General features: G+C 70.6%; 13 protein-coding genes. 8 read left to right on the forward strand and 5 right to left on the reverse strand.

Annotated elements, in window-relative coordinates; translation table 11 throughout:
- Positions 1-117 precede the first annotated feature (117 nt).
- Both ACWEKS_RS32710 and ACWEKS_RS32715 read left to right on the forward strand, forming a co-directional pair.
- Positions 118-957, forward strand: a complete 840-nt coding sequence (locus ACWEKS_RS32710; RefSeq protein WP_452343662.1) for a helix-turn-helix domain-containing protein — start codon at positions 118-120, stop codon at positions 955-957.
- A 4-nt stretch (positions 958-961) separates the two neighbouring features.
- Positions 962-1,381 carry a VOC family protein gene (locus tag ACWEKS_RS32715; protein WP_452343663.1) on the forward strand — a complete coding sequence of 140 codons (420 nt, stop codon included), beginning with the start codon at positions 962-964 and terminating at the stop codon, positions 1,379-1,381.
- A 5-nt stretch (positions 1,382-1,386) separates the two neighbouring features.
- Here the strand turns inward: ACWEKS_RS32715 and ACWEKS_RS32720 are convergent, their stop codons facing one another.
- Positions 1,387-2,418, reverse strand: coding sequence for a glutathione S-transferase family protein (locus ACWEKS_RS32720; protein WP_452343664.1), 1,032 nt, complete (start codon positions 2,416-2,418; stop codon positions 1,387-1,389).
- A 234-nt stretch (positions 2,419-2,652) separates the two neighbouring features.
- Here ACWEKS_RS32720 and ACWEKS_RS32725 point away from each other — a divergent pair, with 234 nt between their 5' ends.
- Positions 2,653-3,447: an enoyl-CoA hydratase/isomerase family protein gene (locus ACWEKS_RS32725; RefSeq protein ID WP_452343665.1), complete on the forward strand. Its 795-nt coding sequence runs from the start codon at positions 2,653-2,655 to the stop codon at positions 3,445-3,447.
- A gap of 353 nt (positions 3,448-3,800) precedes the next feature.
- Entirely contained in the window at positions 3,801-5,039 is a 1,239-nt protein-coding gene (locus ACWEKS_RS32730; protein ID WP_452343666.1) for a class I adenylate-forming enzyme family protein, read from the forward strand.
- A gap of 32 nt (positions 5,040-5,071) precedes the next feature.
- Here ACWEKS_RS32730 and ACWEKS_RS32735 read toward each other — a convergent pair whose 3' ends face one another.
- A complete protein-coding gene (locus ACWEKS_RS32735) occupies positions 5,072-5,806 on the reverse strand; it encodes a tyrosine-protein phosphatase (protein ID WP_452343667.1) in 735 nt (244 codons plus the stop codon).
- A gap of 375 nt (positions 5,807-6,181) precedes the next feature.
- On the opposite strand from ACWEKS_RS32735, the gene ACWEKS_RS32740 reads away from it, so the two are divergent.
- Together ACWEKS_RS32740 and ACWEKS_RS32745 are read left to right on the forward strand one after the other, a co-directional pair.
- Positions 6,182-6,664: a TetR family transcriptional regulator gene (locus ACWEKS_RS32740; protein ID WP_354833816.1), complete on the forward strand. Its 483-nt coding sequence runs from the start codon at positions 6,182-6,184 to the stop codon at positions 6,662-6,664.
- 66 nt (positions 6,665-6,730) lie between these two features.
- Entirely contained in the window at positions 6,731-7,909 is a 1,179-nt protein-coding gene (locus ACWEKS_RS32745; protein ID WP_452343668.1) for an amino acid deaminase/aldolase, read from the forward strand.
- A 21-nt stretch (positions 7,910-7,930) separates the two neighbouring features.
- Here ACWEKS_RS32745 and ACWEKS_RS32750 read toward each other — a convergent pair whose 3' ends face one another.
- On the reverse strand, positions 7,931-11,515 hold the full coding sequence (locus tag ACWEKS_RS32750; RefSeq protein WP_452343669.1) for an AAA domain-containing protein: 3,585 nt from the start codon (positions 11,513-11,515) through the stop codon (positions 7,931-7,933).
- A 388-nt stretch (positions 11,516-11,903) separates the two neighbouring features.
- On the opposite strand from ACWEKS_RS32750, the gene ACWEKS_RS32755 reads away from it, so the two are divergent.
- Entirely contained in the window at positions 11,904-12,626 is a 723-nt protein-coding gene (locus ACWEKS_RS32755) for an alpha/beta hydrolase (RefSeq protein ID WP_452343670.1), read from the forward strand.
- 36 nt (positions 12,627-12,662) lie between these two features.
- Entirely contained in the window at positions 12,663-13,190 is a 528-nt protein-coding gene (locus tag ACWEKS_RS32760) for a gamma carbonic anhydrase family protein (protein WP_354833823.1), read from the forward strand.
- On the opposite strand, the gene ACWEKS_RS32765 is transcribed toward ACWEKS_RS32760, so the two are convergent.
- Together ACWEKS_RS32765 and ACWEKS_RS32770 are read right to left on the reverse strand one after the other, a co-directional pair.
- Positions 13,184-13,831, reverse strand: coding sequence for a phosphoribosyltransferase (locus ACWEKS_RS32765; RefSeq protein ID WP_452343690.1), 648 nt, complete (start codon positions 13,829-13,831; stop codon positions 13,184-13,186). The genes ACWEKS_RS32760 and ACWEKS_RS32765 overlap by 7 nt on opposite strands.
- Before the next feature lie 165 nt (positions 13,832-13,996).
- On the reverse strand, positions 13,997-14,857 hold the full coding sequence (locus ACWEKS_RS32770; protein ID WP_452343691.1) for a carbon-nitrogen hydrolase family protein: 861 nt from the start codon (positions 14,855-14,857) through the stop codon (positions 13,997-13,999).
- Position 14,858: the final 1 nt, after the last annotated feature.

Genomic DNA, 14,858 nt, shown 5'->3' on the forward strand with positions numbered 1-14,858 from the left:
CTTCTTCGTGCGGTCCTCCAGACCGAACTCTATGGCACCTCGACAACGATTCGCGAGATAGACCGGTTCCGGACGGGAGGGTCCCACGCCGGAGACCATCGGCCTAGGGTGGACGGCGTGGCAGGCGTGTCCGAAGGCGCGTCGGGAGTGCCCGACCCGCGATTACGCGCATACGTCCTCGGGTACGAGGGCTATCTGCTGTACGGCTTCGCGCCGGGTACGCATGTCGGGATGCCCGCATCGGCGCTGACCGTGATCATCACCATCGACGAGCCCATCCACGTGCCGGTGTCCTCGCATCCGGAGCAGGCGGGCGGTCACTGGGACATGCTGGCCAGCGGGCTCACGGTGCGGCCGGCGGTGATCGCGCACAACGGGTTCCAGCACGGGGTGCAGCTGAACCTCACGCCGCTGGGCTGCCGGGCGCTGTTCGGGATGCCCGCGGCGGCGCTCGGGTCGTGGATCGTGGATCTGACCGACGTGCTCGGGCCGCGCGCGACGGAGTTGCGGGAGCGGCTGTCGTCGGTGCGCTCGTGGCCGCGGCGCTTCGCCGTCATCGATGAGATCCTGCTGCGCCAGATGGATCCGGTGCGCTGGGATGCCGAGCTGACCCACGCCTGGACGCTGCTGTCGGGCCCCGACCCGGCGGTGCGGGTGGCCGCCGTGGCCGACGAGATCGGCTGGAGCCGAAGACATCTCGGCAGCCGCTTCAGCGCCGAATTCGGCATCACCCCCAAGGACGCCGCCCGGGTGGCGCGCTTCGAACGCTCGCACCGCCTGCTGCGGGAGCCGATCCTGCCCGCGCTCGCCGAGGTGGCGGCCACCGCCGGGTACTACGACCAGGCGCACATGGCCCGCGAATGGCGGGAACTCGCGGGCATGCCGCCGTCGGTGTGGCGAGAACGCGAGGAGTTCCCATTCGTCCAAGACCAGCAGGCCGCCGAGATCGGAGGCTAGTCCCATGAGCGAAACGACAACCCCCATCGCGACCGGCACCGTCGTCTGGCCGACCCTGGTCTACCGCGACGCCCCGGCCGCCATCGCATTCCTGGAGCGGGCCTTCGGCTTCGAGACCACCGCCCGCTACGACGAGGGCGACACCGTCGCGCACGCCGAACTCGCCTGGCCGGGCGGCGGCGCCATCATGCTCGGCGGCGCCCGCGAGGGCATGGCGCTGGACTGCCAGCCGCCCGGGGTCGGCTCGGTGTACATCGCCGTCGACGACGCGGACGCCCTGTACGCCCGGGCACAGGCGGCGGGCGCCACCATCACTCGCGAGCTGCGCGATGAAACCGATTACGAGTCACGGGGTTTCACCTGCCGCGACCCCGAAGGCGTCTACTGGAGCTTCGGCACCTACCGGGGCGCGGCCGGCGAGTAACCGCGTCAGGCCGGGGCGTGTCCCGCGGGCACGCGCTCGGCCTCGACCGGCGGAGGCGGCGGGGTGCCGTCGCCGAAGGGCCTGCCGCCCAAGGCTTCCCGGCCGTGCGGGGTCAGCCAGTTGCCGAGCTCGGGCCCCTTGGGCACCACCCGGGTCGGGTTGATGTCGGTGTGCACGAGGTAGTAGTGCTGCTTGATCTGCACGAAGTCGATGGTGTCGCCGAACCCTGGGGTCTGGTAGAGGTCGCGGGCGTAGGCCCACAGCACCGGCATCTCGGTGAGTTTCTGCCGATTGCACTTGAAGTGGCCGTGATAGACCGGATCGAAGCGGGCCAGTGTCGTGAACAGCCGGACGTCGGCCTCGGTGATGGTGTCGCCCACCAGGTACCGCTGGGTCGCCAGTCGCTCGGACAGCCAGTCCAGGGCGGTGAATAGCCGGTCGTAGGCGGCGTCGTAGGCGTCCTGCCCGCCCGCGAACCCGCACCGGTACACGCCGTTGTTGACCTCGGTGTAGACGCGGCGGTTCACCGAATCTATCTCCGCGCGAAGATCTTCCGGATACAGCCGCGGCGCGCCGGGCCGGTGGTACTGCGCCCACTCGGTGGTGAAGTCGAGCGTCATCTGCGCGTAGTCGTTGGTGACGACCGCGCCGGTGCGCTCGTCCACGATGGCGGGCACGGTGATGCCGCGCGGATAGTCGGGGAACCGCTCGAAGTAGGCGTCCTGCAGGAAGTGGATGCCCAGCACCGGATCCACCTCGCCCGGATCCAGGTCGAAGGTCCAACTGCGCTTGTCGTGGGTGGGCCCGCACAGTCCCAGCGACAGCACCGATTCCAGTCCGAGCAGCCGCCGCACGATGAGCGTGCGATTGGCCCATGGACAAGCGCGCGCCGCCACCAGCCGATACCGGCCGGGCTCGACCGGATACCCGTCTCGGCCGTCGGCGGTGATCCGCGTGTCGATGTAGTTCGTATCGCGCTTGAATTCGCCCGGTTCGACGTAGGTCCCCGGCTCGGATTTCGAGGTCACTGTGTTCATTTTGCCCCTCCGCTTCGCTCCGGGGCGGGTTCGCGGCCCCTAGGTCTCGATTCTTCCCTCCTCCGCTCCTCCGCTCCTCCGCTTCGCTCCCCCGCTCCAAGGCGGAGGTCTATTCCAGCCGCGGTCCAGAATCGAGACGGCCGCGAACCATTGGCTGATCTACTACTCGGTCGGCATCGCCGATTTCGTGCTCGACCCTTTTGCAGAAGTAAGCGTCCGCATACATTCAGGGTCATGACTGACTCGAAGCCCACCCGCCTGGAGCGCATCGTCACCGACGGCGGCGCGGACGCGGCCATCCTCACCATCGACAATCCGCCGCTGAACCTCTTCGACAAGGCCCTGATGGACACGCTGACCGCGGATATCGACGAGCTGTCGGCGAATCCGCCCCGCGCGCTGCTGATCCGCGCCGACGGCAAGCTGGTCTCCGGTGGCGTCGACGTGCACGTCTTCGACGGCCTGTCGGAGGAGGAGGGCGCGCAGCTGTGGCGGACCCTGTTCGCGCGCATCATCCACCCGCTCGAGGCACTGCCCTGCCCGGTCATCTTCGCCGCGCACTCGCTGACTCTGACCGCAGCCTTCGAGATGTCGCTGGCCTGTGACATCATCCTGGCCGCGCCCAAGGCCAAGTTCGGCCTGGTGGAGACCGTGGTCGGCCTGACCCCGTCGATGGGCGGCCCGCAGCGGCTGGCCGAGCGCGCCGGTTCCGGCCGCGCCCGCGAGTTCGTCATGACCGGTGACACCTACTCCGCCGCCACCATGGCCGAGTGGGGTGTGGTCAATGCGGTGCACGAGGATGTCGACACCGCGGCCCGGGCGCTGCTGGCCCGGCTCGCCGAGGGCCCGACCCGCGCGCACGCCGCCACCAAGGCGATCATCGAGGCCTGGCGGTCCGGTGGTGTGGCGCACGCGGATTCGGTGACTCCCGAGGTGTCCGGGCAACTTTTCGGCACCGCGGATCTGCGGGGCGCGGTGCGCAGCTTCCTCGAGGTCGGCCCCGGAAAGGCCACATACACAGGCCAGTAGGCGCTGATCGGCCGGGCCACGGCCGCGCTTCTGCTCGAAGAACAGGATCGACTGTGCGCGTCCGGGCGTGTCGGCTGCCGCCCGGGCGTGTCAAGCCCGTTACCTGCACTGGTATGGGATCGGAGGTGGCACGAGACCGCCCGGCTGGGAATCCCGGTGCGACTGTTGCGAAGCCACCGCAAATTCGATGTTTCCGCAGGCTCGATCGGGGGAATTTGGGGTCGACCGGGCGGCGATCTGTTTCCGTGGTGTGAAAGCCTGACATCCGTTTGCCGACAATCCGCCCACCGATGTGATCTGCATCATATAGTCACTCTTGCCTGCAGGGCTTCGAGGTACCCGGAGGGACGACGATGTCGCAGTTACTCGTGGAATATCCGCAGACGCGAAACGGCTGGTGCGACAACCCGCTTGCCCGCGCCGCAGACGGCATCCTGCGCTACGGCAACCTCACGCCCGCGCTCACCGAACTCCTCGACGTCCAGGTCCACACCTTCGCCGCCCGCGAGGCCGTGGTCGAGATCGGCGGCCCCCGGCTCACCTACCGCGAACTCTGGTACTCGGCCTCCCGCATCGCCGGCGGCCTCCAGGAACACGGCATCGGCTACGGCGACCGGGTCGCGGTCCGCATGCCGGTCGGCGCCCGCTGGGTGCAGGCGTTCCTGGGCGCGCTGCTCTCCGGGGCGGTGCCGGTGCTGGTCCACGACGGGCTGCCGGATGCCGTGGCGGACCGCGTGATTCACGACGCCTCCGCCGACTTCGTGCTCGACGGCGGCGGCCGCGCGGCGGGCTTCCGCGACGCGCTGCCCGACGGCGCGGCCTTCATCGACGACGGCGCGTCCCTCGGCGAACTGGCACTGCTCAGCTACACCAGCCCCTGCTCCGGGGCGGGCCCGCGCGGGGTGGAGCTGACCAACGAGAACCTGCTCTCCGCGGTCCGTTCCGTGGTCGGCGCGCTGGATCTGCCCACCGACGGCCTGCGCAATCTGGTGCTGCTGCCGCTCGCGCACGCCAGCGGCTGCGTCGACCAGCTGCTGCCCACCTTCGCGGTCGGCGGCACCGTGGTGCTCACCCCCGACCGGTCCGCGGTGCCGGAAGCCCTTGTCGCCGAACGCATCGACATGGTCGCCGCGACCCCGCGCATCTTCGCCGGCCTGTTGCCCGGCCTGGCCGGGCTGCGGGTGGAGCGGGTGCGGCAGATCTGCAGTGCCGGGCATCGTGCCGAACTGGCCGCGGCCGACCCGGCCACCTCCGAATCCGTCGCCAACTCCCTGCGCGCGGTCTTCCCGGAGGCCCGGCAGTGGTCGGTGTGGGGCGCGACCGAGACCTCCGGCATCGGGCTGGCCCGTGACGACACCGCCCCGGGCCGGGACGCGCTCGGATTCGCCTTCGGCGGAACCGAACTCGCGCTGTGTGGCCCGCTCGCGGCGGTCGGCCACGGCGAGCTGCTGTGCCGGGGGCCGAATGTCAGCCCCCGCTACTGGAACGACCCGCAGACCACCGAGTCCCGCTTCACCGGCTCCTGGTTCCACACCGGCAATCAGGTCAGCATCGACCGCAACGGGCTGGTCCGCCGGTCGAACGCGGACTGATCGCGCGCTGCCACGGAGAACAGCCGCAGCTGTCAGACGAGCATCCGGGCGCGCAGCGCGTCGCGCAGCTCCTGGGTGATGCCGATCTCGGCGAGATAGCCGTCCAGTCCGCCGTACATGGCGTTCATGGAGTTGGTGCCCGACTCCAGGTATTCGGGGCGGACGCCGAGCAGATCGTCGGAGAGTTCCTCGTCGGCGCCCGCGGTCATCAGCGCGCGCAGGGTGGGGACAGCGTCATTGCTGAGCAGGTAGTCGGCGTAGATGTCCTCTTCGGTGACATCGACCGCCCGCAGCAGTGTGGCCACGGCCCACCCGGTGCGGTCCTTGCCCGCGGCGCAGTGCACCAGCGCGGTGCCGCTCAGTACGGAGTCGGCGAGCGACCGGATGGCGACGTGCGCCTCGGGCAGGGCGGGGAAGAGCCGGTAGACCTCGAGCATGTGCCCGGAGGCGCTGCTGTGGCGGCGCGCCTCGTGCGGCGGGGTCTCGCCCATGCGGGGGTCGAAGGGGGTGACCTTCAAGCGCACGCCGTCCGGGACGACGTCGTGGCCGATGTGGTCGATCTCGGCGAACCCGCGCAGGTCGTGGACGTCGGTGACGCCCAGCTTGCCGAGGGTGGTGAGGCCCGTCTCGTCGAGCCGGCTGAGCTGGGCGGACCGCAGCAGCACTCCGTCCCGCACGGTGGAACCGCCCGCGGTGCGGGCGCCGCCGAGATCGCGGAAATTGAAGGTGCCGGAGATCAGGAATTGGTCGTGGCGCGCAGAAGTCACCCGCTCAGGCTATCGGTGGGCGGGTAACGCCAGAGTGTCGAGCAGTGGAGCGTTGTGGGTTCGCGCACACCCGCTATGTTTCATCGCACACCCGCCGATAAAATACCGTCCGGTCCAAACAACGGCTTTACCGGGCGATCGTTCAATTTGATCATTCCTATCCGGTCGCGGGCCTGTTCCAATTAGGTAACAAAACATTCTTGAGGTATGGAATCGGCTATCAAAGCTGGTTGCCGGGCCAGAAAAAGACGTAACATCGGTACCCGTTGAACGGGTACGTAGGCGTACAAGCCGGGGATCAGTGCCGATCTGCAACACCCGTTGAGCGAGCCGCGCAGGCGAGGTGCGCGAGTTCTTTGCCAAAGGGAGTCGTCGTTGAGCGCAAGTGGAGAAATCACCCAGGTCGGACTTCGTCCGGCCATGACCGAGGCCATCGAGACCGCGGCCGTGTCGCTTGATTTCAGGGGTAATCGTGCCCTGCGCATCCTGCTGCACGCGGGACTCAGCACGCTGTGGCCGATCCTGAAATCCTCCCCGGACCGGCAGATCCGGGCATACGAGTCCACCCTGGCGGTGCTGCGGCGGCGCTGGGAGAACCAGGCCACCTGTGTCCCGGACCCGGTCGCCACGGCCATGTTCCGGGAGTTGGACGCCGACGTGACGTCCTTCCTGGATCACTGCGCCAGCCGCTCGGGCACCCAGTGGCTGGAACCGGTGGATGCCATCGCCGCCTATCTGCTGGCCGTCATCCAGGGCATGGTGCTGCGCTGGCTGGCCGACTGCGATGACGAGATCTCGCTGGTAGTACTGGACGACCTGGTCTCGTACCTGTCGACCAAGGCTGTCGACCTGCCCTGACACACCCGGCCTACCCCGGAAAACTTAATGCTGGACGCATGACCAGGTTCATGGTCGAATGATCTGGTGACCGATTCGTCGCCGATCAGCGGGCTGCACGCGGCCACCGCCGACCTCGAACCTCCGCTCGCCGCGGTCGATATGACCGCCCTGCGCGCCAATGCCGACGATCTGGTGCGCCGCGCCCGCGGCGTCCCGATCCGGGTGGCCAGTAAATCCGTGCGCTGCCGCGCCGTTCTCGAGGAAGTCCTCGGGCCCAAGCTCACCGCCTCCGGCGGCTTCGCGGGCATCATGGGTTACGCACTGCGCGAAGCCATCTGGCTGGTCCGCGAGGGCGCGCGCGATGTGCTTCTCGGCTATCCCACCGCCGACCGGCACGCCCTGGCGGAACTCGCCTCCGACCAGTTGCTGCTCGACTCCATCACCCTCATGGTCGACGACACCGCCCAGCTGGACCTGATTCGCGAGGCCGTCGGCAGCGAAAAGGTCGCTCCCCGTGTATGTCTGGATGTGGACGCCTCCCTGCGCCTGGGCCCACTGCACCTCGGGGTGCGCCGTTCGCCCATCCGCACCGCCGAGCAGGCCGCCCGGCTGGCCGCCGAAACCCGTTCCCGCGGTTTCCGGGTCGTCGGCGTGATGACCTACGAGGCTCAGATCGCTGGTCTTCCGGACACCAATCCAGCTGTGCGCCTGGTGAAGTGGGCGTCCGCGGCGGAGATCGGGAAGCGCCGCCGCCAGGTGCTGGAGGCGGTGCGGTCGACGGTCGGTGAACTCGAGCTGGTCAACTCCGGCGGCACCGGGTCCATCGAGGTCAGCATTACCGACCCGGGCGTCACCGAGGTGACCGCGGGTTCGGGCCTGTACCTGCCGACCCTGTTCGACGGCTACCGCAATCTGGCGCCGCGGCCGTCCATGTACTTCGCCACGCCGGTGCTGCGCCGGCCGGCGCCGGGTATCGCCACCGTCTTCTCCGGCGGCTACATCGCCTCCGGGCCCACCGGGGCCTCGCGGGTGCCGAAACCGGTGTGGCCCTTGGGCTTGAAGCTGATCGGGACCGAGGGCGCGGGCGAGGTGCAGACCCCGCTGACGGGCGCCGACGGCCTGGAGATCGGCGACCGGGTCTGGTTCCGGCACGCCAAGGCGGGCGAGCTGTGCGAGCGCTTCAACGAGGTGCATCTGATCGACGGGGACGGCAGCCGCACCACGGTGCCCACCTATCGCGGCGAGGGGCACTGCTTCGGCTGAGCCGAAGGCGCGGGGCCCGGGCTAGACCCGGTCGAGCTGCAGTACCGCGGCCAGGTCGGACAGCTCGGCGGTGGTGGCCGGGAGGTATTCGGTCAGCAGCGGCGAGCGCACGATGATCGCCGACCACATGGCCCGCGAGATCGCGCTGGTCAGCCAGTGCCGCGACAGCAGCGCGCCGATCCCGTGCGGGGCGTCCTCGGGCGCGGAGGTGGTCATGGAGACCAGCACCACCGCGGCCTCGCGGCCCTGGAAGTGGTCGGGCGTGCCGACCAGGACGTCCTCGATGCGGGCCCGCGACAGCAAGGTCCGGATGCGCGCCACCTGGGCGTGGTAGGGGGCCACCACCAGGATGTCGTGCGGATGCAGGCGGCGGGTGAGTGCGCCGGTGTGCCAGGGCAATCCGAGCAGCGTGCGCACCTGGCGCACGACTTCCCGTGCCTCCTCGGCGGATTCGGTGCTGTTGCCGTGATGCTCCACCGGCACGGTGCGCACGCCGGGCGGAAAGCCGTCGAGTTCCCGTGCGAGGGTGACGGTTTCATTGGAGCGCAGCCGATTGTCGTAGCGCAGGCGCGATACCGGGCCACACATGCGCGGATGCATGCGCCAGGTGCGGTCCAGGAAGTAGCCGTAGGCGGCGGGCAGGGTGCGGTGCGCGCCGAGCAGTCGGCCCAGCACGGATTCGGCGATCGGCTCGGGATGCGCGCCGTGTCCCGTCGGCGGCGCGGGGTCGCCGACCAGCAGCAGATTCCGGGCACACACGGCCACGGCCACTGCCTCGGCCAGCGGGAACTTCCCCGCGTCCACGATGACCAGCAGGTCCAGGCTGTCGCGCGCGATGCGGTCGGGATCGGTGAAGTCGCTCGAGAGTCCGCCCACCACACAGCCGTTCACGGCATTGTCGAGGAAGCGCGGATAGCGCGAGGCCTCGATGGGCAGCCATTCCGGCGCCACCGCCCGGCTGTCGGCCTTGGCGACCAGCTCCGGCAGCACGCCCATCTGCACCACGGCGTCGAGCACGTGCTCGACCACCTGGTGCGAGCGCGCCACCACGCCGACCCGCCACCGGTAGCGGGTGACGAGCCGTTCCACGGCGCGCGCGGTGGTGTCGGTCTTGCCGGTGCCGGGCGGACCCTGCACGGCCACATACGAATTGTCGAGATCCAGGACCGCGGCGGTGACCGCGGCGGCGTGATCGCCGAACACCTCGGGCAGCGCCGCGCCCGCGCGCAGGCGCGGCGGGCGGCGGCACAGGATGTCGAAGACCGCGGTCTCGGGCACCTGGGGGAGGGTCACCAGCAGCTGATGTGCGGTGTCCTCCAAGGCTTCCGCGAGATGGATGTCGTGGCCCGGCGGGCAGGGCGCGATGGCCGAGGGCAGCTCGTCGTAGGGTTCGCAGCCCACGGGGAGTATCTCCACCACCCGCACCACATCCTCGAAATTGGTGTCCAGCGCGCAGCCGAGGACGGTGGCGTGTGCCGTCGCGCGCAGGCCCGGGGTGACCGTCATGCCGGGCGTAGGGCGGTCGTAGAGGGTGAGCACCGGCGTGCCCGGGGGCGGTGCGTCGCCGGTGCCCAGCCGGCCGGTGAGGGTCAGGTAGCGCCGCATGGGCTGCTGCCCGGTGCCGTGCCAGTCGGTATCGACCGAACCGGAGTCGGCGACGAGAACCCCTGCGGTGTCGGCCCATTCGGCCACCGGATGGTCGAGCCGGTCGTCGTGCGCCCAGCGCAGCGGCCGCCGCTCGCGCCGGTGATAGCCCAGCGCCGCCGCCGCGAGCCCGGCCGCCTCCTGCGCGGGGCCGCGCTCCGCGCCGTCGCTCTCCGCGAATTCCCGCAGGGCCGCCTCGATTTCGTCGGGCCCGGTCTCGGCGTAGTCGTAGGACCACCGCCGGCTGGGCCGGACCTCGTGCCCGGCGGCCAGGTCGAGCAGCCAATCCCGCAGTCGCAGTACGGCTTCCGCGCCGCCGCCGCTCTCCTCCTGATTGGGCGGCAGCTGGTGCAGGTCGTAGGAGCGCTCGCCGACCACCAGCGCCGCCCGCACCACCGGGTACAGGTCGGCCAGCGCGGGTAGCAGCTCCGCCACCACATCCTCACCCTCGGAATCGCGTTCGCCGATGGTGTGCAGCAGGCCGCGCAGATCGCCGCGATAGTGGTGGATCCGCAGATCCGGGCATTCGCGCTGGCGCTCGATCAGGAACTCCAGCAGCGCGTCCGCGTCGTCGCGACGGCGGGAACGGCTCCCGTGACCGAGGGTGTCCGGGCCGTCGGCTCGAACGACGAAGGTGCGCGCCGGTTTCGGCACGGCGGGCGCGGGCACGAATCCCAGCGCGACCGTGCTCACCCCGGGCCCCTGCTCGAAGGTCGCGACCGCGGCGCTGCCGCGCTGTTCGGCGAACTGCTCGCCGTCGGCCGATTCCGCCGGGTCCGGGACGAATATCGCCGGCGCGGAGGAGGTTTCGGCCACGCGGAGGGCCTGCGCGGCCGGGTAGTCCGCCGGCGCCCGGTCGGCCGGCTCGAGCGCGCTGATCTGCACGATCACATCGCCTGCGGTGCGGGCGATTCCGGACCCCGCGCGCGGGAGGTCGGCGGTGTCGGGGGGATTGACCGGGGTGACGCTGACGAACAGGTCGCCACGGGTCGGCGCGGGCAGGGCGGCCAGCGCGGCCGGATCGAGCAGGGCGTGCACCGGACGGCCGGTGCGCTCGCGCAGGATTTGGACTTCGGCCTGGCGGCGCAGGGTGGTCAGGGTGGCGGACGGGATACCGGTGACGGCGGCGTCGGCGACGGCCAGCCGGTCCACGGTGGTGATCCCCGCGTCGCGCAGGTGGGCGCGGGTGGCCGGGCGCATTCCCGCCACCAGCAGCAGATCCCGGCGGGTCTCGAGTTCGGTCGTACAGGTGGGGCAGCGGCCGCAGGCCAGGAAGCGCCGGTCCCCCCACTGCACGGGGAGCAGCTCGCCGAGCTTGGTGTCGACGATGAGGTTCAGCCGCGCCCGCCGCGCCTGGTAGACGACCGCCATGTCCGCGAGCGGGTACGTGACCGGGACGCCGTCCTCCCACACCCGTACCTGCGGCGCGGATCGGAAACCGTTGTGCCGCAGGGCCTCCGCGGCGGCCGCCAGCCCCAGCAGGGTCGCGATCCCGCCGCGCCGGCCTGCCACCCCGGCCACCATGTAGTCGTGTCCCTCGGGGGCGTGATCGCGCACCAGGAATTCGCAGCGCGCCACGAAGTCCCCGTCGAACACCACACCGCCCGCGACCGCCTCGGCCTCCGCCCGCAGTGCCGTCAGCGTCCGCTCGTGCGCGTCCCGCAGTCCGGCCAGTGCGCGCTCGCGCAGGTCCTCGGAGACGAGCGCGGTCGTGGCGAGGGCGTCGGCCGCGGGCTCGGATGGGCGGATGCGGGTGACGCCCGGCCCGTACCGGTCGCGTAGGTCGGCGAGGCGGTGTTCGACGGCCGGGTCGGGGGTGCGCGTGAGCGTGCCGGGCGACGGGAACTCGACCGGCGTCACCAGTCCCAGTTCGGCGTCGAGCGCGCGCAGCAGCGCGAACTCACAACGCGCCGCCGCCACCAGGTCTCCGGTGCTGCACACGACACGATCACCGAACAGCATCAATCGCGGCCCTCCTGTGCCTCTCCTCCGCCGACACCCGCACCCGGCCAGGGTCGTCGTCTGGTGGCCGAGTCGGGCCATAGCGTAATGACTGCGGGCGGTGTGATGTGCTGCCAGGTGCGGCCCGCGCACCGGTCCGGACCCGCCATGACCCGCCCATGTCAGCACGCGTTTGCGGGCGATGTTGGGAGACAACGCGACTCGCGCGTCCCGCAGCCGCCGACAGCGGCTCGAGGCCCGGTCGGGCGCCAGAAATCGCATCGTCATTCCGGCGTGTCGCCCGGCGGCCGCTCGGCGGCGCGTCGCTGTCCGGCAGGTTCGCTCGTTACTCGCCAGTCGCTTGTTTCGAGCGGCCCCGCAACCCGTGCGCGTCTGTCACAATCTGCCGATGCTCTACCTAGCGGGCGCTCGCGGCCGCCTTCACTACCGCCGATGGCAGCTCGATGATGCACAGGCCGTCCTGGCGTTCTTACCCGGAATCGGCCAGCACAGCGCGCACTACCATCGATTCGCCCGGGCGCTGGCCGCCCGGGGCGTCGAACTCTGGGCCCTGGACACCTCCGGGCACGGTCTCAGCGAAGGAGATCCCGAAAGGCCGGGCACCATCCACGAGCTGGCCGCCGACGCCCGGCTGTTCCTGGACCAGGTGCACGCGCACGCGACCTCCACCCCGTTCCTGATGGGTCACTCCCTGGGCGCGGCCACCACGCTCGCCGTGCTGCGCGACGCGCAGCCGGGCGACTTCGCCGGACTGGTGCTGTGCGGGACGCCCAAGGCGGTGCTGGAGGGCAGGTCCCCGAAGTCCGCCCGCGGCGCCGAACCCGCGAATCATGCTCGCGCCCAGGGCGGTTCCCGCTCGCGTGCCGCACTGGCGACCGAGCAGGAGTCGGACTGGCCGGGACCGCGGCTGCCCGCGGGCCTGCCGGTGCTGATCGTGCACGGCGCGGACGATCGCCGGGCGCCGGTGGAACCGGTGCGGGAGTGGTCGGCCCAGGTCGGCGCGCGTTTCCACACCTACCCCAATGCCGGCCACGACCTGCTGCACGAGCCCGCGCACGCCGAGGTCACCGCGGAGATCGTCGAATTCGTGCACGCCCGCTCGCTGGTCTGAAGGATTCGCGCTCGTCCGAAGGATTACGGTGAGGGCGTGCCCCTCTACGAATTCGAAGGCAAGCGCCCGACGGTCGATCCGACCGCGTTCATCGCGCCCACCGCGACCCTGATCGGCGATGTGCGCGTCGAGGCGGGCGCCTCGGTCTGGTACGGCGCGGTGCTGCGTGCGGACCTGGCGCCCATCATCATTCGGGAACGCGCGAACGTGCAGGACAACGCCGTGATCCATGTGCCGCAGGACGTCACCGTGGAGATCGGCGCGGGTTCGACGATCGCGCACTCGGTGGTGTTCCACGGCGCGACGCTGGGCGCGGAATCGATTGTGGGCAACGGCAGTACGGTCCTGGACATGGCCAAGATCGGCAGCGGCGTCATGATCGCCGCGCACTCGCTGGTCGGCCCTGGGCAGGAGATTCCCGACGGCGTGCTGGCCGCCGGCTCACCCGCCCAGGTCAAGAAGCCGCTCGCGGGCACCCCGGCCGAACTGTGGGTCAAGACCAATCCGAGCTTCTACGCCGACCTCGCGCAGCGACACCGCACGGGCATCACCGAGGTTCACTGATCCCTATCCCGGGAAGCGGTGGGGCGCAACAGCTTCACCACTTCCGCATCGGTGAGCTGATGGAAGTCCCGGTAGGCCCCGCCTACTCCGCCGAGGGCCCGCGGCACCAGCGGGCACACCACCTCGTCGGCGATCTCCCGGATCCGGTGCAACGCTTCGACCGAGGACACCGGCACCGCCACCACCACCCGGCGCGGCTCGTGCAGCCCGGCGATCTCGCAGGCGGCGGCGACGGTCGCGCCGGTCGCCATGCCGTCGTCCACGATCACCACGGTCCGGTCCTTCAGATCGATCGGCGGCCCGGCCCGCAGTATCCCGCGACGGCGCTCCAGCTCGGCCCGCTCGACGAGCTCGATGTCCGCCAGCTGATCGGGCGTCACCCCGGTATGCCGCACCACGTCGTAGTTCAGCACCCGGACATCGTCCTCCCCGATGGCCCCCATGGCCAGTTCCGGCTGCCACGGCACCCCGAGCTTGCGCACCAGCAGCACATCGAGGTCGCCGCCGATCACGTCACGCACGGCCACGGCCACCGGCACCCCGCCCCGGGGCAGCCCCAGCACCAGCGGATCCGCCGCGCGCAGGTGCCCCAGCACCCCACCCAGCGCGCGTCCGGCGGCCACCCGATCCGGATAGATCATCGCTCTGTCCATTTTGCCCCTCCGCTCCGCTCCGGGGCAGGGTTCGCGGCCCTGAGGTCTCGATTCTTCCCTCCCTACGCTCCTCCGCTTCGCTCCGTCGCTCCAAGGCGGAGGTCTATCAAGCCGGAGTCCGGAATCGAGACGGCCGCGAACCCGTGGGTGGCTCTACTCTCCGCGGATTGTGTAGCGGCGTAATGCCAGGCTCGGATTCGTGGTGCGGACCTCGGTGAGGTGGTGCAGGTCGATGTGGGCGGTGGCGATGCCCGGCTGGTCGCCGAGTTCGGCCAGCACCGCGCCGGTGGGGGAGACGATCATGGAGGCGCCGGATCCGCGCGGGGCGGCCTGGTCGGCGGCGGCGACGTACATGGTGTTCTCGATGGCCCGGGCGCGCAGCAGCGTGGTCCACTGATCGACCTTGCCGGGACCGGGAATCCACTGGGCGGGCAGCAGCAGGACATGCGCGCCCGCGGCGGCCAGCCGGCGAATGCCTTCGGGAAAGCGCAGATCGAAGCAGGTCTGCAGCCCGAACACCACGCCGTCCACGGTGAAGGTCGGGGACTGCTCCAAGGGGCCTGGGATGAGCAGATCGGATTCGCGCGATCCGAATGCGTCGTACAGGTGCACCTTCCGGTAGACGGCCGCGAATTCGGCGTCGGGGGAGGCGGCGACGAGGGTGTTGTAGACGTGCCCGGCGGGCTGGTCCGGGCCCCCGGACTCGACCACGCCGGCGACCACGTGCACCCCGAATTCGGCTGCGATACCGCGTAATCCGGTGACGAACGGCCCGGTCAGCGGTTCCGCGGCGGCCAGCACTCGATCGTCGAGGCGCTTGGTGGCGAACATCGAATACTCGGGCGCCACCACCACCTTCGCTCCGAGTTCGCTGGCGGCCCTGACCTCCGCGCGCAGGGCGGTGAGATTGGCCACGGTGTCGGTGTACGGATCGAACTGCACCACCGCCACATCCACCGACCCGGCCGGTTCGGTCCCGGCGGGCCGCTCCGCCGCGGCGGCCGTTTCGTGCACG

The organism is Nocardia sp. NPDC004711, from assembly GCF_053601595.1.